Consider the following 17,074-nt stretch of genomic DNA (forward strand, 5'->3'; position numbering starts at 1 on the left):
ATCCGCGCCCATCGCCGGCGTTCCGCCTTCTCCGGCAGGGCGAGGGCCTCCGTGTCCGGCGTCACGGCTTCGGACCCGGCGCGGCGCCCGAGAGCAGCGCCGCCACCTGCCCGTCATCGAGATCCACATGGTAGAAGCGCCGGTAGAAGTCCCGCGTCGCCGCCTCCAGGCCGGTCGGGAACAGGTCCGGGTAGAGCACCTGCGCCAGCCAGCGGATGCCGATCAGGCGATTGGCACCGGGCGGTGCATCGAACCAGCCGAAGGGCAGGGCCGGCACCTGGTAGACCCGGCCCGCGCGGACGGCCCGGAGGCCGGACCAGAGCGGGTCTTGCGCGATCCCACGCCGGAAGCCGGCATCCTGGGTGAGGATCACGTCCGGGTCCCAGGCCAGCACCTGTTCCGGCGAGACGGTGGCGATCCCGCCGGGGCCGGCGGCGGCCGCGACGTTGCGGGCTCCGACCACGCCGAGAAGCTCGACGTTGATCGACCCGCCGAGACCGGTCTCGAGCCCCTTCGGCCCGCGGGCGTAGTAGACGCGCGGGCGTCGCGCCTCCGGCACCGTCGCGATCACCCGGGCCACATCCGCCACCGCGGCCTCGGACGCACCCGCGAGGTCCGCCGCCGCCGATTCCAGGCCGAGGAGGGCGCCGAGGCGCCGATAGCTCTCCGCGGTCTTCTCGAAATGCCCGTCGAGGAGCACGTAGGGAATCCCGGTCTGGGCCTGGACCCGATCGGCGAGGGACACGTAGGTCGGCGCGGTGCTGCCGACGTCGAGGATGAGATCGGGTGCGAGGCCAAGGACCGCCTCGACGTTCGCGGTCCCGCCGCGCCCGGTCAGGCGCCCCATGACGGGCAGGTCGCGGGTCGCGGGAGCGAGAAAGGGCTTCTCCTCCGGGGTCGGGCTGCGGATCCAGCCGACCATCCGGTCCGGCGCCAGGGTGTAGAGCAGGACGGAGGCCGGCGGGCCGGCCGCCAGGATTCGGGCGGGGCGCTCGGGCACCGCGACGGTCCGGCCGGCGGCATCGGTGAAGGGCCGTGCGTCGAGGGGGCCGCCGAGACCGAGCCCCGCCAGCAAGGGAACGAGGCGAAGGGTGGCGTGACGCGCACGGCGCAGACCGCCATGCGGACGTGGAAACGGTGCCGTGTTCACAGGAGAACGATCCCCAGACGAGCGGGTGTCCGCGTCAGTGTAGTGGGTCCGGCAGCCGGCGCCTACGGACGGGATGTCCGGGCCGGTGCGGGCCGCAGAGCGCCGATGCGGCGCAGACGGGATGACAGGCGCTACGCCGCACGGGATCGCTCGGCGTTGCAGGAGGGCAGGAACGACAAGGTCACGACCGGGCCTCTCGTCCGCAGGGGAATCGGTGCCGCGGACCCACGCAGCTGCGCCGCGATCGTCCGGCTCGCCCGGAACGAGACGATGCGCTTCTCGCCCACCAGGACCGGCGCGCCGGACGCCAGGTTTCGCCCCGGGCGCGGCGCCCGGGCGACGGCCGAGAAGACGCCGAGCCCCCGCAATTCGACCCGGTCGTCCGCAGCCAGGGCTTCGGCGATCCGTGCCAGGATGGCGTTCACCACGGCGTCCACCTCCGCGGCTCCGAGATGCGGGTGTTGCTCGCACGTGCGGGCGATCAGACCGGACTTGATCATGGTGGGAACTCAGCACCTGCGAGTGATTGAGAGGAGGGAGAAGTTTCGCGACTTCTCGCACCGGACGCAGAGGCCGGTTTCCGCCGCAGCAGGGTCTTCCGGCTCGCTGAATTCGGGCGCCGTGCGCTCGCGTGTCATCGGAGACTGTTCTCACGAACGTCGACGGCGCAGGCCCGCGACGCATCCGCCTTCCCGATCCGCCCATCCAGGGTCCGCGCCAGATGTCGCGCGATGCCCACCAGCGCGGCGACCATCGGCGTCGCCGGTTCGCGTTGCGGCACGACGAGGCCGATCGTGTGCTCGATCTCCGGCTCGACGATCGGGATCGTCCGCAGACCCGGCATCGGCCCGAGGGCGTCGGCCAGCGCGGCCGGCATGATGCTCGACCAGTGCAGGGTGCGCACATGGCTCATCAGGACGATCATCGAATTCGACTCGAGGGTCGGCGCAGGGTCGCTCCCCGAGGCCCGAAGCTGCTGATCGACGATGCGCCGGTTCTGCATGTCGGGCGTGAGCAGGCAGAGCGGCGTCCGGCTGACTTCGGACCAGGTGATGCTGGTGCGCCCGTCGTGCTGGCCGCCGGCCGCGGTGAGAAGCTGGTAGCGCTCCTTAAAGAGCGGGATCGTCGTGACCCGACTCAGCGGCTCACGGTCGAGATAGGTGAGACCGGCATCCGCCACGAGGTTCTCGATCAGGTCGAGGATGGTCGCCGACGTCGCCGACAGGACGCTGAGGCGGACGTCCGGGTAGCGGAGATGATACGGGGTGGTCAGCGCGGAGATCATCGGAAGGACGGTCGGGATCGCGGCGATCCGCAGGTGTCCCGCCGGTCCCCGGCGCAGGGTCGCGACATCCTCGCGCATCGCGCGCGCATCGGCGACGATCCGCCGGGCCCAGGCCAGAACCCGTTCGCCCTCGGGCGTGAATCCCTGAAACCGGGAGCCGCGCTGCACCAGCCGGGTCCCGAGTTGGTTCTCCAGGCTCTTCACACCGGCCGACAGCGTCTGCTGCGTCACGCAGCACGCGTCCGCGGCGCGCCCGAAATGGTGCTCCCGCGACAGGGCGAGGAGAAGGTCGAGTTTGTCGATCACGGGTCCGGGAGAGGAAGCATGGCGCCGTCAGGCTCCGAGACGACCGGTGGTATACATCCGATGCGATCGGCTCAATAAGTCGTAGACTTCCATTGGCCGTGTGAGTTAGGGCCTGGCTCATGGCGGGATCGGACGTATGCGGCCCCGACCCGGAGGCGTGCCGCGAAGAACCCGCGACGGCTGGCGTTGGATGGGTCCAGAGTCGGTGCTGACGGATTTGGCCAAGACGAGGGGTGACTGATCGGCGCCTCGAGAGGATCGGTCTCAGGACGCCTCAGAGGTCTACGCGTGGCCCCGTCCAGCATCGCGGCCCTGGCATCGCGTCCAACGGACGAGAAATCGAACCGGCATTCCCGATCAGGCGCTGCGGGCGCCCCGATCGACGCCCAATCTTGCGACGGACGACGCATGACCGCTCGGCTGGGACCGATCGAACGGGACCGACGCCCCGCCAGGCCCGGCGCGCCTGGACCAGTCTCGTCCTCGAAATCCCGCCCACGAATGCCGATGCCCTACTCGCCGCCTGGACGGCCGACGCGGCGATCATGAAGCGCCAGCCCGGATTCGTCTCGACCCAGCGGCACCGCGGCATCGCGGGCAGGGGCGTCTTCCTGGACGACGCCGTCTGGGACAGCGTCGCGGCGTTCCGTGCGGCCTTCACCGATCCCGAGTTCCGAGCCCGTCTCGCCGATGATCCGGGCGAGCGCCACGGCGAGCCCGCAGCTGTTCCACACGGTCGCCGTTCCGGCCCTCTGCGCGGCGTGAATCCCAGCCTTCCTTCCGATGAGATCGCCCTGCGCGAGAACGCGACCGACAAGGCCGACGTCATCGGCGCCGGCGCCGTGGCAGATCCCGCACTCGGACTGGCGGCGGAGTCGGTCCCGAGCCTCGGAGCGCGGCTTCAGGGAACAGGCGCCCGGCAACGGATGAGCGTGTGCGACCCGAGGCGTCCGCAGACCGAGGACCAATTTCTCGGTCCGGTCGCAGCACGTGCGGACAGGTCCCGCCCCACCCCGACCTCAGGCGGCGCCGTCATGGCTGGCGAAAAGCCCTCGCTCGCCAACAGGTCGAGCGGACGATCAGGATCGGCCGAACCGTGCCGTTTTGCCCTGCACCGCATGACGTCCGATCCGTATCCTCCACGGTTCGGGGAGGGCTTGCCCGGGGCGCGACAGGACCCGCTGCACGCATGACGGGCGTCGATTCAGCCCGTAAGGTGCGGCCCGGAGATTGAGCATGGCGCACCCTCACGATCATGATGACCATTCCCATGGGAGGCGCCCGGCGAGCGAACTCTCGCCGATGGAATTGCGGGTGCGCGCCCTGGAATCCATCCTCGTGGAGAAGGGCTACGTCGATCCGGCCGCCCTCGATGCGCTGATCGAGACCTACGAAACCAAGGTCGGCCCGCATAACGGGGCCCGGGTGGTGGCGCGGGCCTGGGTCGATCCCGGCTTTCGCGCCCGCCTGCTCGCGGATGCCACTCCGGCCATGCGCGAGCTCGGCGTCGGCGGGCGGGGTGGTGAGCACATGGTTGTCGTCGCCAACACGCCCGAGGAACACAACCTCGTGGTCTGCACGCTCTGCTCCTGCTACCCGTGGCCGGTGCTCGGCCTGCCACCGATCTGGTACAAGTCGCCCCCCTACCGCTCGCGCGCCGTGATCGAGCCGCGCGCGGTGCTGGCCGAGTTCGGCGTGACGCTGCCGGTCGAACAGCGCATCCGGGTCTGGGATTCCACCGCCGAGCTGCGCTACATGGTGTTGCCGATGCGTCCCGCCGGAACGGAAGAACTGGACGAGGCAGCCCTCGCGGCCCTCGTCACCCGGGATGCGATGATCGGCACCGGCCTTCCGCGCGCGCCGGCAACGACCGCATGAACGGGGGGCAGGACCTCGGCGGCATGCACGGCTTCGGCCCTGTCGCGCCCGAAGCCGACGAGCCGCGCTTCCATGCGGCCTGGGAGAAGCGCGTCTTCGGCCTCGCGATGGCCATGGGCCTCTCCGGCGCCTGGAACCTCGATGCCAGCCGGTCGGCCCGCGAGGCGCTGCCGCCGGGCGAGTACCTCGCTTCCAGCTATTACGCGATCTGGCTCAAGGCGCTGGAACGCCAGGTGCAGCACCACGGCCTCGTCACGCCCGAGGAGCTGTCCACCGGCATCGCGTCGGCTCCCGCCGCTCCGGTCAAGCGCGTCCTTCGGAGGGAAGAGGTGGCGCCGCTCTTCGCGCGGGGCTTCCCGAGCGACCGGCCCGTCCCCGACCCGGCGCGCTTCTCGCGGGGCGACCGCGTCCGCGCCCGGATCATCCATCCGGCGGGACACACGCGCCTGCCGCGCTACGTGCGGGGCCAGATCGGGACCATCGAGGCGGTGCATGGCGGCTTCGTCTTTCCCGACACGAACGCGCGGCTCGCCGGCGAGGCGCCGCAATGGCTCTACACCGTCCGGTTCTCCGGGCGTGAGCTCTGGGGGGACCAGGCCGAACCCGGCCACACCGTCTCGGTGAACGCCTTCGAGAGCTACCTGGACCCCGTCGAACCGGTACGCTCCGCATGAGCGCCGATCAGATTCCCCGGGACGACGGGGCCGACCCGGTCTTCGCCGAGCCCTGGGAGGCCCAGGCCTTCGCCCTGGTGGTGGCGCTCCACGACCGCGGCCTGTTCGACTGGAGCGAATGGGCGCAGGCGCTCGGGGCGCAGACGCGGCGGACCGGCCAGGCCGCGGACTATGCCGCCTGGCTCGCGACCCTCGAGGGCCTGCTCGCGGCCCGCGGCATCGCGGCGCCCGAACGCCTCGCCGCGCGCCGGGCCGCCTTCGCCCGGGCCGCCGCGGCGACACCGCACGGCGAGCCGATCCTCCTGGCGAACGATCCGCTCGCGGCCACCCGTCCGGGGTGAGGGGCCGAGACGCCGCGAGAACCGGGCGGGTGCGTGAGCCGTCGCTCCGCAAACGTGGGGCCGGATCGGAGCAGGCGATCTCGGATCGAACGGTCGAGCGTCCTGAACCCGGCCCGAGGCGATGACGGCGCTTGTCGATCCGACAGGACGGGGCGACACGATCGGCGATGCCTCCGTCGCGTGCACGGGCCTGACACGGATCAGCGTCGGGAGCGACTGGGAGAACACCGAAAGGAATGGCGGAGACGGAGGGATTCGAACCCTCGATACCCCTTTCGGGGTATGCTCATTTAGCAAACGAGTGCCTTCAGCCGCTCGGCCACGTCTCCGCAGGCGGTCGATCTAGAATTTCGCATTCGGCGGGTCAAGCTGCGATTGGCGCGGCCGCCGGGAAATCGATGCCTTCCGGGCGGGCGTGCCGTCGGGGCCACAGGCCCGGTCGATGCCCCGGGGCCGCCGGACGGGCAGGGCAGGGCGGCTCTCGCGGCCGCCGTGCCGTCTCAGGCGCCGACGCTGGCGGCGAGGCGCTTGCGCTGGATCTTGCCGTTCGCCGTGCGCGGCAGCGCATCCAGGAAGCGCACTTCGCGGGGGCACTTGTAGGTCGCGAGGCGATCGAGACACCAGGCCATGATGTCGTCGGCGTCCAGCACGGCATCGGGCTTCGGCACGACGAAGGCGGTGATGACGCTGAGGTCGGCCCGGACCGCCATCTCCGCGACGCCGACCTCGGCGACGTCGGGATGCTCGATCACGACTCCCTCGATCTCGTTCGGCGAGACCCGGTAGCCGAAGGCGTTCATGAGGTCGTCGTCGCGGCCGTGGAAGGTCAGGTAGCCGTCCGCATCGAGGCTCGCGCGGTCGCCACCGACGAACCAGTCGCCGCGGATCACCGCGGCCTCCTCCTCGGGCCGGTTCCAGTAGCCCAGCATCAGGCCCGGCTCGGAGCGGTGGATGGCGAGGAGGCCGACCTCTCCGGGCGGCAGCGGCTCGGCCGGGCCCTCGGCCGGCAGGATCGCCACGCGGCGCCCGGGCTGCGGTTTGCCGGGGGAGCCGGGGCGCACGGGGATCGTCGGGCCGCTCGAGACGTAGGTCGAGCACTCGCTCATCCCGAGGGCCTCGTAGAGGGGCTTGCCGGTCGCCTGCGTCCAGGCCGCGAGGAGCTCGGGCGACAGGGCCTCTCCCGCCGTCACCCCGTGGCGCAGGGTGCCGAGATCGACGGCCCCGAGATCGGCATATTTCAGGATCTGGCGGTAGAGGCTCGGCACGGCGGCGAAGAGTGTTGCCCGATGACGGGCGATGAGGGCCGGCCAGATCGCCGGATCGCGCGGGCCGTCGTAGAGCACCGCCGTGGCGCCGCAGGCCCAGGGATCGGTGATCCCGACGCCCAGCGTGTAGGTCCAGTTCATCGTACCGGCATGGAGCATGACGTCGTGCTCCGACAGGCCTAGCCAGTGCGCGTGCATCGGCCGGCGCCCGCGGATGGCGCGATGCGCGTGCAGGACGCCCTTGGGCCGGCTGGTCGTGCCGGAGGTGTAGACCAGGGTCGCGGGGTCCTCGGCCCGGGTGTCCGCGTAATCGGGCAGCAGCGGCCCGGCCTTCATCGCGGCGATGTCGTCGGGCCGGAGCAGGATTCGCCCCCCGAGCCCGGCCGGATCGACGGCATGGCCCGCCCCCACGACCACAACGGACGCGCCCGCATTCTCCATCAGGAACGCGGCCTCGGGCTCGGTCAACTGCGGCGAGGCGGGCAGGGCCACGAGGCCGGCGGCCAGGGCTCCGAAGTAGACCAGCACGTAGTCCGCCTCGTTGCCCATGCGAATCATCACGCGCGCGCCGGGCGCGAGGCCGAGGGACCGAAGCCCGGCCGCGATGGCCCGGACCGCCCGATCGACCTCGCCGAAGGTCAGGACGCGAACGTCGTCGCCGGCTCCCGCCATGATGAGCGCCGTCTTGTGGGCGCGCAGGCGGGCATTCTCGGCAAGGCAGAAGCGCGCGCCGTTGAACGGCGGGGCCTCGGCGGCGGCGGCAAGGGATGAGGTCAAGCGAGGGCTCCGTGGCGACCCGCGCAAGGAAGCCGAAAGCGGGCGCCTCGACAAGGGCACCCGCTCCCCGTTTCCGACGCGCCGCCCCGCGGCGCGGCCGGCCCTCAGCCGGCGATTTCCTTGGCGGCGACGAGCATCTCCTTCATCGCTTCCGCGGCGGCCTGATAGGCGGGGGTTCCGACATCCCAGTTGCTGGCTTTGAGGGCTTCCAGCATCTTGCCGGCTTCCGCGAAGGCCTTGCTCTCCGCAGCCACCAGCCGGGCGAAGGCGGGGTGGGCGGCCGGTGCCGTCCCGGCCAGGTCCGTCTTCAGGCTCCGGCCGGGCTGGCCCGACGGGGTGGCCAGGATCGGATCCGGCTGGGCCATGCCGACGAGAACCCGGGCGAGCTTGCGCTTCCACGCGCCGAGATCGGCCGGCAGGCGCACCAGGGCGTAGACCGGCACGTCGCGGGCATTCGCGTTCAGCGCCGTCTGGCCGGTGGCCTCGGCGCGCACGAGCCGGCTCGTGATCTTCTCGATCTCCTCGTGGGTCTTCGAGGCCTTCGCGGCGATGTTCTGCACGCTGGTCGAGATTTCCGAGGTCGCGGCCCGCTGTTGGCCCAGCATGTGCGAGATCGCCTGGTTCAGGTCGCTCGCCTGCGCGATGCGGGCATTGGTCTCGACGATCCGGTGCTCGAGGTGATCGACGATGGTGCGGCCCGTGGTGACGGCACTGCGGCTTTCGTGAACCGCCTCCGAGATTGCGCCCATCTCGGCGGTGAGGGTGCTCAGCAGCCCGCGGATCTCCCCGGTGGACTTGGCGGTCTGGGCGGAGAGCGACTTCACCTCGGCGGCCACCACGGAGAACCCGCGGCCGGCCTCGCCCGCCCGGGCGGCCTCGATGGTGGCGTTGAGGGCCAGGAGATTGGTCTGCGCCGAAATCGCCGCGATGGTGGTGGCCATCACCTCGATCTGCGCGATGGCGCGCTCGAGGACGACGACGCGATCGGAGATCTGCGAGGTCCGGACATCGATCTCATGCATCGCCGTGCGCGCCTTCTGCGCGTCCTGGATGCAGGCCTGGGTCTCCGCGAGGGCATCCCGCGCGACGGTCACCACGGTCTCGGAGGTCTGCGCCACCTCCGCCACGGAGGCCGCCATCTCCTCGGCGGCGCCCGCGATCGTCTGGGTGGCGCTCGCCACCTCACCGACGTCGTAGGTCATCCAGCCCGTGTTCGTCGCAGCTTCCGAGGCCTCACGGGCCACGGAGGCGGTGGTGGCCAGGCTGCGCAGGAGATCGGTTTCGCGATTCGCATGCAACCGCTCGATCGCGGCGCGGAGCGGCCCTTCGGGCAGATCGACCGATGCGAGATTTTGGCTCACCATCAGGGATTCCACCGCCTGCACCAGACGGGCTTCGTCGCGGATCCCAGCGGCATCCGGCGCCGTCTCGGTGACGGGCGACTTCGGGGTGGAACGAGCGAAGGGAAGGCCGAGCATCGCGATTGGTCCTGTAAGGCGTAGCGATGTGATCTACCGATCTTCCATTAATGTATCCTTATGGCCTGAAACACCCTCTCAAAATCGAGAAGCGTTTCGTCTCGCACCGCGACGCGCTGTTGTGCAACGCGAACAACTAACGGGCGGCTCTACGCAATCAGTGCTTGTTGTCCACCACCAGTTTCGGTTCGGCAAGCTTTAGCGGTTCATTATAATTTAGTTAAATTGCCATATTGATTGTTAATATCTATGACGAATACAGAACCCTTGCGGAGGCCCGAGGGCTCATCCGTCCGGTCCAGCCCAGGTGGGACACCCGGCCGAACGCGACGTCCACTTCGACACAGGCCGGCGATGCCGGGAGGCCCGCGCGCGGCCCGGGGGATCGCCGCCCGAAACCTCCGGCGAGACCGAGGGGCGTCCCCTGGACCAAATCTGTTCAGGCGCTGAACCATCCCGCGAGGTCCGGCACGGCACGGCCCATGCAATTCAGGGTGGCGCCCGGGCAGGCGCGGAGGAAGACGGGCGGCGCGTCGGATCGACGCCGCTCGGCCGCCGGCCCGGATCGAGTCCGGCTCAGGCCGAGCGGGAGAGCGGCATCTCGCGCGGGCCGATGAGGTCCGCCTTGCGCTCCAGCAGAGTCGGCGGGGGGACCGGGGCTTCGATGGTGCAGACGACACCGCTGGCCGCGAACAGCAACTGGACCTCGCCATCGAGTTCCCGGGCCAGGCTGCGCTCGATCAGGCGCGAGCCGAAGCCGGTCCGGGTCGGCGGGACGACGGGGGGGCCGCCCGCCTCGCTCCAGCGCAGGATCAGGCGGGTCTCCGCCTGGCGCTCCACCGACCAGGCGATCGTCACCGTGCCCGCCTCCTGCGAGAGCGCCCCGTACTTCACCGCATTGGTGCCGAGCTCGTGGAGCGCCATGGCGATCGACAAGGCCAGGCGCGGCGGCAGCCGCAGGGCGGGACCGGAGACGAAGAACCGGGAGCGCTGCCCCTCCGCCGCATCCAGCGGCGCGATGGCGTCGGCCACGACGTTTCCGAGTTCGGCGCCGTCCCAGCTCTCCCGGGTGAGGACGTTGTGCACCCGGGCCAGGGCCAGCAGGCGGGCCTCGAACGCGGCTCGGGCCGCGGTGGCCTCCGGCCCCTCGAGCCGGCGCAGGGACTGTCCCGCGATCGACTGCACGGTGGCCAGGGTGTTCTTCACGCGATGGTTCAGTTCGTGGATCAGCAATTGCTGGTGCTCGGCGGCGCGCTTGGCATCGGTGATGTCGACGTTGCAGCCCGTGTAGCCGAGGAAATTGCCGGTATCGTCCGTCCGCGGCACCCCCTCGCAGCGCAGCCAGCGCACGACGCCGTCCTGGTCCACCACCCGGACGTCGGCCTGGAAGGGCACCCGCGCCGCGAAGGCGTCCCGAAAGCGGGTCGCGAAGGCCTCGTAGTCCTCCGCGAAGATGATCCGGCGCCAATCCTCGCCGGCCAGCACGGCGGCCGTATGCAGCCCGAACATGTGGTCGAAATGCATGTTGGCGAAGCTGATCCGGGCGTTCTCGTCGGTCATCCAGATCAGGGCCGGAGCGGAATCGGCCATATGGCGGAAGCGGGCTTCGCTCTCGCGCAGGGCACTCAGGCCGCGCTCGGTCTCCGCCAGCGCCCGGTCGCGCTCGTCGCTGCGCAGGCGCAGGCGCTGGGAGGCCTCCGCGAGCACGTCCCCCAGGCGCCGGATCTCGTGGATCGGCGAGGTGATCCGCGGGATGACCTCGCCGCGGGAGAGGGCCGGCCCCGTCGCGGCGAGCCGGCGCAGGGGCTGCGAGACCCGCGACCACAGGTGAACCGCCAGGATGGACGAGGTCGCCAGCACCAGGAGGCCGAAGCCGCAGAAGGCCCAGATCCAGTTGCGCAGGCGCGCTTCCACCAGGGCCTGCGGGATGATCGCGGCCGCGGTCCAGCCCGTGAGGCGGGAGCGGGCCTCGACGACCGTCACGGCCTTGAGGCGCCGATCCTTGCCCTCCCAGACATTCGGCGTCGCGGTCTGGTACTGACGCAGGGTCGCGAGGCGCTGCGAGCCGATATTGGTCTCCGGATCGGGCACCCGCGCCAGGATGACCCCGTCCCGGTCGGAGAGGCCGGTGGTCCAGCCCTCGACGGCTTCCCGGGCGACCAGGCCGTCCAGCCGGCCGATCGGGACCGTGAAGCTGAGGATATGGGTGACGCCGCCCTCGCCGAACACCGGCACGGCGACCGCATAGGTCGCGTCCGCGGGCTTCATGCCCTTGACGTAGCCCGAGACGACGGCGCGCTGGCTGCCCGTGGCGATCTCGCGATCGAAGGGCAGCCCGCTGCGCGGCAGCGGGGCCCGGCGCGGCACCGCCGTGTTCACGACCTGCTGTCCGTCCGGTCGCCGAAGCAGGATGTCGAGGCCGACCGCGTCCCGCACGAGGCGCGCCTGGGCGTCGAAATTGTCGAACTCGCCGTCCTTCAGTCGCGGCGATGTGGCGAGGGTCTGCAGCACCGAGACGAGGCCCGCCGTGTCGCGGTCGACGGAGAGGGCGATGCTCCGCACGTTCTCGCGGGCATCCTGCTCGAAGCGGGCCCGCTCGGTTCCTGCATAGCGCGCGAGGAGGATCGCCGTGAACAGCAATCCCGGTCCGATCAGCGCGATCACCAGGGCGACCAGGTAGACCTGGGTCGAGAAACCGCGCTGTCGGACACGCGCGAAGGCGGAGGCGAGCGACCCCCACCCCCGGCGCCAAGTGCGGCGCCCGGTCGGGGTCTCTCCGGGAGGCGGGGTCTCTCCGGGAGGCGGATGGCTCATGAGCGCGCGACGCCCGCGCGATCGATGTGTCCGAGGTCGCGATCCGGCGCGAGGTGATCCCGAACGCGCTGCTTGAGGACCTTGACGTCGGGGAAGCCGCCGTCGCGCGTCCGATCCCAGATCAGGTGCGGTCCGCACAGGATCACGAAGACGCCGCCGGTGCCGGGGATCAGCGCCACCTCCCCGAGGTCGTCGCGAAACGTGGAGAGGAGTTCCTGCGCCATCCATCCCGCCCGCAGCAGCCACTGGCACTGCGTGCAGTAGGTGATCGAAACCCGCGGCTTCTCGGGCGATGGGCGGGGCGTTTCGTCCATGGCGGGTAAAGCGACCGATCGCTCCCGGCTTGTCAACCGAAACGCGCGCCCGGGCACCGCACGGCGATGGTCTTCGGTGGGGTTCGGGTGGGATTCGGCCACGTTTTTCCGTCACCCGGCCAAGTTTTTCCCTGTGCGCCTTTATCGCAGCGCCGATGCGCCTATGTGTGTTCACGGGCCGGTGAGGGACCGATCTTCGCGCGGCGCGCCGATGGCCAGGGAGTTCAAGCATGCGTTCAGGTGTCGTCACCCCGACGACGGGTCCCGTCCGGGCCTGGCTCGGCAGGGTTCGGATCGCTGTCGCGGCTCTCGCCCTGGGCACGACCCTGACCGGCTGCGGAGCGATCAATCGGGTCCCGACCCTCGACGAGCGGGCGAAATCCTCGTGGAGCGAGGTGCAGAACCAGTACCAGCGCCGGGCCGACCTGATCCCGAACCTCGTCGAGACGGTGAAGGGCTACGCGCAGCAGGAGAAGGACGTGCTGATCGGCGTGACCGAGGCGCGGGCCAAGGCGTCGAGCGTCAAGGTCGATGCCTCGACCGTGAGCGATCCGCAGAAGTTCAAGGAATTCCAGGACGCGCAGAACCAGCTCTCGGGCGCCCTCGGCCGCCTCCTCGTCACCGTCGAGCGCTACCCCGACATCAAGTCGAACCAGAACTTCCTCGCCCTGCAGTCGCAGCTCGAAGGCACCGAGAACCGGATCGCCGTCGCCCGCCGCGACTACATCGCCGCGGTCCAGGACTACAACACGGAGGTCCGCACCATTCCGGGCCGGTGGATCGCCGCCGTCTTCTACCCGGACGCGAAGCCGATGGAGACCTTCACGGCGACGCCCAACGCCGAGCGCCCGCCGAACGTGAAGTTCTAGCCCGCCATGGACCGTCCGCGCCCGGGCAGCGCCGGGACAGAGGCCATCCGGTCGATCGCCGCGCGGCTGATCCTCGGGCTCTGGCTCGTCGTCGGCGCCACCGGCCTCGCGCACGCGCAGGCCGGTGGCGCCGAACCGACCTTCCCCGCCCTGACCGGGCGGGTGGTCGACGGCGCCGGCCTCCTCAAGCCCGAGGACCGGACGGCCCTCGAGACCAAGCTGAAGACCTACGAGGACAAGACCTCCGATCAGGTGGTGGTCGCAACGGTCTCCAGCCTGCAGGGCCGGACGGTGGAGGACTACGCCAACCGCCTGTTCCGCGCCTGGAAGCTCGGGCAGGCCAAGACCGACAACGGGGCGCTGCTCCTCGTCGCCCCCAACGAGCGCAAGGTCCGGATCGAAGTCGGCTACGGCCTCGAGGGGGCCCTCACCGATGCCCTCTCGAAGGTCATCATCACCACCGCGATCACGCCGCGCTTCAAGACCGGCGACTACGCCGGCGGCATCAACGCGGGCGTCGACGCGGTGCTGTCGATCCTCGCGGGCGACGCCGAGGAGTGGCAACGCAAGGCGCAGGTACGCAGCGACGAGGCCGATCCCGGACAGGTGGTGATCTTCATCATCCTGTTCTTCGTCGTCCTGTTCGTCGTCTACCGGATGAACCGCGGGCGGCGGGGCGGTGGGGGCGGCTTCATCATCCTGCCGGGGCCATCCTCGGGGGGCTGGAGCGGCGGCGTCTCGGGCGGCTTCGATGGGGGCGGTTTTTCCGGCGGGGGCGGCTCGTCGGGTGGGGGAGGAGCCTCCGGTGACTGGTAAGCGACCGCCCTTTCTCGATGCGCCGGCGCGGGCGCGGATCGCGGAGGCGATCCGCCGGGCCGAGACCGCGACGTCCGGCGAGATCGTCGTGCTGGTGGCCGCCCGTGCCGGACTCTACCGTTCCGCGCCGCTGCTGCTCGCCCTGGCCGTCGGCCTCGTCCTGCCCTGGCCGCTGATCGTCCTGACCCCGTGGAGCGCGGCCACGATCGCGCTGGCGCAGGTCGCCGTGGTCCTGCTGGCGCTCCTGGCGGGTCTCCATCCCCGGGTGCGGATGGCCCTGGTCCTACGGGCGATCCGCCGCGATCGCGCCCACGAACAGGCCCTGCGCGAATTCACGACCCGCGGCCTCAGCCGGACAACAGGGCGGACCGGGGTGCTGATCTACGTCGCCCGGGCCGAGGGCCATGCCGAGATCGTGGCCGATCACGGCGTCGCCGCGCGCGTCCCGCCCGGCGCCTGGTCCGGCGCGATCGAGGCGCTCCTGGCCGCCCTGCGCCGCGGCGAGGCCGAGGCGGGCCTGACCGAAGCCGTCGGGCAGGTCGGCACCATCCTGGCCGGGCCGCTTCCGCCGGAAGCCAGACCCCTCGACGCCCTGCCGAACCGCGTCATCGAACTCGATTGAGGATCGCGGGCCTTTCGCAACCCGCGGTGACAAACGGGGGATGGGTTATTCAATCCCTACCGATTGAAATCGCGGGCCTCTGGCCCTGCGGAAGAATTTGCGCAAGAAGAGCCCTTGACGACCGGCCACGAAGGACAGGTCGCAGGAGCGAGACGTCTATGAGTGCGGTAACGAAGCACGGGCCCTGGGCCCTCGTGGGAGCGCTGGGGGCGGCCGCCCTCGCCATCGTCGCGACGACGCGCGGGGAAACGGTCAACGCCCTCTGGATCGTCGTGGCGGCGGTCTGCGTCTACCTCATCGCCTATCGCTACTACTCGCTCTTCATCTCCTCCAAGGTCATGCGGCTCGACGACAGCCGCCGGACGCCGGCCCACGTCCACAACGACGGGCTCGACTACGTCCCCACCAACCGCAACGTGCTGTTCGGACACCACTTCGCCGCCATCGCCGGCGCCGGACCGCTGGTCGGCCCCGTGCTCGCCGCGCAGATGGGCTACCTCCCGGGCCTGCTCTGGATCCTGGCCGGCGTGGTGCTGGCCGGCGCCGTGCAGGACTTCATGGTCCTCTTCATCTCGATGCGCCGGGACGGCCGCTCGCTGGGTGAGCTGATCCGGTCCGAACTCGGCACCATTCCGGGCGTCATCGCCCTGTTCGGCACCTTCATGATCATGGTCATCCTGCTGGCGGTGCTGGCGATGATCGTCGTGAAGGCACTGGCCGAGAGCCCCTGGGGCACCTTCACGGTCGCGGCGACGATCCCGATCGCGATGCTGATGGGCCTCTACGCCCGCTACATCCGGCCCGGAAAGGTCGGCGAGGTCTCGATCATCGGCTTCGTGCTGCTGATGCTGGCCATCGTCTACGGCGGCAACGTGGCGGCCGATCCCTACTGGGGCCCGGTCTTCACCTTCACGGGCACGCAGCTCTGCTGGCTGCTGATCGGCTACGGCTTCATCGCCTCGATCCTGCCGGTCTGGCTCCTGCTCGCCCCGCGCGACTACCTCTCGACCTTCCTCAAGATCGGCACGATCATCGGCCTGGCGCTGGGCATCGCCTACGTCGCCCCGCACATGCAGATGCCGGCCGTGACCAAGTTCGTCGACGGCAGCGGACCGGTCTGGGCCGGGTCGCTGTTCCCGTTCCTGTTCATCACCATCGCCTGCGGCGCGGTCTCGGGCTTCCACGCGCTGATCTCCTCGGGCACCACGCCCAAGCTCATCGACCGCGAGTCCGATGCCCGCTTCATCGGCTACGGCGGCATGCTCATGGAGAGCTTCGTGGCCGTGATGGCGCTGGTCTCCGCCAGCGTGATCGAGCCGGGCATCTACTTCACCATGAACTCGCCCGCCGGCCTCGTCGGCACGACGCCGGAGAGCGCGGCGGCCGCGGTGACGAAGCTCGATCCCGCCTTCGCCATCACGCCGGAGCAGATCGCCCAGACGGCCAAGGACGTCGGCGAGCACTCGATCATCTCCCGCGCCGGCGGCGCGCCGACCCTCGCGGTCGGCATGGCGCACATCATCTCCTCGGCCATCGGCGGCAAGGCGATGATGGCGTTCTGGTACCACTTCGCCATCCTGTTCGAGGCGCTGTTCATCCTGACCGCGGTGGATGCCGGCACGCGCGCCGGGCGCTTCATGCTGCAGGACCTGCTCGGCCTCGTCTCGCCGCGCTTCAAGGACACGACGGCCTGGGCGCCCAGCATCCTGGCCACCGCCCTCTGCGTCGGCGCCTGGGGCTACTTCCTCTACCAGGGCGTCACCGATCCCCTCGGCGGCATCTACACCCTGTGGCCGCTGTTCGGCATCTCCAACCAGATGCTGGCCGCCGTGGCCCTGACGCTCGCCACCGTGGTGATCTTCAAGATGAAGCGCGAGCGCTACGCCTTCGTCACGATCATCCCCACCGTCTGGCTCTGCGTCTGCACCCTCACGGCCGGCTGGCAGAAGATCTTCTCGGCCGACCCCAAGATCGGCTTCCTGTCCCACGCCGATCGCTTCTCGGCGGCCATCGCCGAGAACAAGGTGCTGGCGCCGGCCAAGAGCATGGCCGACATGCACAAGATCGTCTTCAACGACCGGATCGACGCCGCCCTCGCGGTGCTGTTCGTCGGCCTCGTGCTCGCCATCGCCACCTTCGGCATCATGGCCTGCGTGAAGGCCTATCGGGCCGATCGCTGGACCGCCCTGGAGAGCGGCGGCCCGGCCGCCGTTCCCGCGGAGTAAAGCCCATGGCGCTGTCGTCGACCGAATTGCGGGACCGTCTCAAGACCTTCTCGAAATGCGTCTGCGACGGCGCCCGACTGATGGTGGGGCAGGGCGATTACGAGGCCTATGCCGCCCATATCCGCAGGACGCATGCGGACCAGGAGCCCATGAGCGAGCGGGAGTTCTTCCGGAACCGGGAGAACGCCCGCTTCGGCGTCGGCAACCGCAGCGGCTTCCGCTGCTGCTGAACGCGTCCGCCTGCCGTACCGGCGGGGCTT

Annotated in this window: 15 protein-coding genes, 1 tRNA gene and 1 pseudogene; 9 read left to right on the forward strand and 8 right to left on the reverse strand. The window is 70.4% G+C overall.

The window, feature by feature from the left end; translation table 11 throughout:
* Nucleotides 1-61 precede the first annotated feature (61 nt).
* The 3 genes from ASF18_RS19700 to ASF18_RS19710 form a co-directional block, all read right to left on the reverse strand.
* A complete protein-coding gene (locus tag ASF18_RS19700; protein ID WP_156650038.1) occupies nt 62-1,075 on the reverse strand; it encodes an iron ABC transporter substrate-binding protein in 1,014 nt (337 codons plus the stop codon).
* Nucleotides 1,076-1,281: 206 nt separating this feature from the next.
* Entirely contained in the window at nt 1,282-1,650 is a 369-nt protein-coding gene (locus ASF18_RS19705; protein WP_056272363.1) for an HU family DNA-binding protein, read from the reverse strand.
* Nucleotides 1,651-1,784: 134 nt separating this feature from the next.
* The gene (locus tag ASF18_RS19710; RefSeq protein WP_056354282.1) at nt 1,785-2,741 is read right to left on the reverse strand and encodes a LysR family transcriptional regulator; all 957 of its coding nucleotides are present in this window, start codon (nt 2,739-2,741) and stop codon (nt 1,785-1,787) included.
* 509 nt (nt 2,742-3,250) lie between these two features.
* Here ASF18_RS19710 and ASF18_RS23260 point away from each other — a divergent pair.
* From ASF18_RS23260 to ASF18_RS19730, 4 genes and pseudogenes are all read left to right on the forward strand, one after another.
* Nucleotides 3,251-3,506, forward strand: a pseudogene (locus ASF18_RS23260) (antibiotic biosynthesis monooxygenase family protein); the annotation flags it as partial.
* A 471-nt stretch (nt 3,507-3,977) separates the two neighbouring features.
* Entirely contained in the window at nt 3,978-4,619 is a 642-nt protein-coding gene (gene nthA / locus ASF18_RS19720; RefSeq protein ID WP_056354287.1) for a nitrile hydratase subunit alpha, read from the forward strand.
* Complete coding sequence (nthB, locus tag ASF18_RS19725; protein ID WP_056354289.1) at nt 4,616-5,293, forward strand: nitrile hydratase subunit beta; 678 nt, start codon at nt 4,616-4,618, stop codon at nt 5,291-5,293. The genes nthA and nthB overlap by 4 nt, the downstream gene beginning before the upstream one ends.
* Entirely contained in the window at nt 5,290-5,634 is a 345-nt protein-coding gene (locus tag ASF18_RS19730) for a nitrile hydratase accessory protein (RefSeq protein WP_056354292.1), read from the forward strand. Before nthB ends, ASF18_RS19730 begins: the two co-directional genes overlap by 4 nt.
* 237 nt (nt 5,635-5,871) lie before the next feature.
* Here ASF18_RS19730 and ASF18_RS19735 read toward each other — a convergent pair.
* The 5 genes from ASF18_RS19735 to ASF18_RS19755 all read right to left on the reverse strand — a co-directional run bounded on the left by ASF18_RS19735 (nt 5,872) and on the right by ASF18_RS19755 (nt 12,282).
* Nucleotides 5,872-5,963, reverse strand: a tRNA-Ser gene (locus ASF18_RS19735).
* Nucleotides 5,964-6,134: 171 nt separating this feature from the next.
* Complete coding sequence (locus tag ASF18_RS19740) at nt 6,135-7,676, reverse strand: AMP-binding protein (RefSeq protein ID WP_056354295.1); 1,542 nt, start codon at nt 7,674-7,676, stop codon at nt 6,135-6,137.
* A gap of 104 nt (nt 7,677-7,780) precedes the next feature.
* Nucleotides 7,781-9,154: a methyl-accepting chemotaxis protein gene (locus tag ASF18_RS19745; RefSeq protein ID WP_056354297.1), complete on the reverse strand. Its 1,374-nt coding sequence runs from the start codon at nt 9,152-9,154 to the stop codon at nt 7,781-7,783.
* Nucleotides 9,155-9,730: 576 nt separating this feature from the next.
* Entirely contained in the window at nt 9,731-11,968 is a 2,238-nt protein-coding gene (locus ASF18_RS19750) for an HWE histidine kinase domain-containing protein (RefSeq protein WP_082487746.1), read from the reverse strand.
* The gene (locus tag ASF18_RS19755) at nt 11,965-12,282 is read right to left on the reverse strand and encodes a SelT/SelW/SelH family protein (RefSeq protein ID WP_056212846.1); all 318 of its coding nucleotides are present in this window, start codon (nt 12,280-12,282) and stop codon (nt 11,965-11,967) included. Before ASF18_RS19755 ends, ASF18_RS19750 begins: the two co-directional genes overlap by 4 nt.
* Nucleotides 12,283-12,512: 230 nt before the next feature.
* Here ASF18_RS19755 and ASF18_RS19760 point away from each other — a divergent pair, with 230 nt between their 5' ends.
* The 5 genes from ASF18_RS19760 to ASF18_RS19780 all read left to right on the forward strand — a co-directional run bounded on the left by ASF18_RS19760 (nt 12,513) and on the right by ASF18_RS19780 (nt 17,044).
* The gene (locus ASF18_RS19760; RefSeq protein WP_056354300.1) at nt 12,513-13,151 is read left to right on the forward strand and encodes a LemA family protein; all 639 of its coding nucleotides are present in this window, start codon (nt 12,513-12,515) and stop codon (nt 13,149-13,151) included.
* Between the two features lie 6 nt (nt 13,152-13,157).
* The gene (locus ASF18_RS19765; protein ID WP_056354303.1) at nt 13,158-13,967 is read left to right on the forward strand and encodes a TPM domain-containing protein; all 810 of its coding nucleotides are present in this window, start codon (nt 13,158-13,160) and stop codon (nt 13,965-13,967) included.
* Nucleotides 13,957-14,589: a hypothetical protein gene (locus ASF18_RS19770; RefSeq protein WP_056354305.1), complete on the forward strand. Its 633-nt coding sequence runs from the start codon at nt 13,957-13,959 to the stop codon at nt 14,587-14,589. The genes ASF18_RS19765 and ASF18_RS19770 overlap by 11 nt, the downstream gene beginning before the upstream one ends.
* Before the next feature lie 158 nt (nt 14,590-14,747).
* Complete coding sequence (locus ASF18_RS19775) at nt 14,748-16,814, forward strand: carbon starvation CstA family protein (RefSeq protein ID WP_056212837.1); 2,067 nt, start codon at nt 14,748-14,750, stop codon at nt 16,812-16,814.
* A 5-nt stretch (nt 16,815-16,819) separates the two neighbouring features.
* Nucleotides 16,820-17,044, forward strand: a complete 225-nt coding sequence (locus tag ASF18_RS19780) for a YbdD/YjiX family protein (RefSeq protein WP_056212834.1) — start codon at nt 16,820-16,822, stop codon at nt 17,042-17,044.
* Nucleotides 17,045-17,074: the final 30 nt, after the last annotated feature.

This window comes from Methylobacterium sp. Leaf89 (assembly GCF_001422215.1).
Lineage (GTDB): Bacteria > Pseudomonadota > Alphaproteobacteria > Rhizobiales > Beijerinckiaceae > Methylobacterium.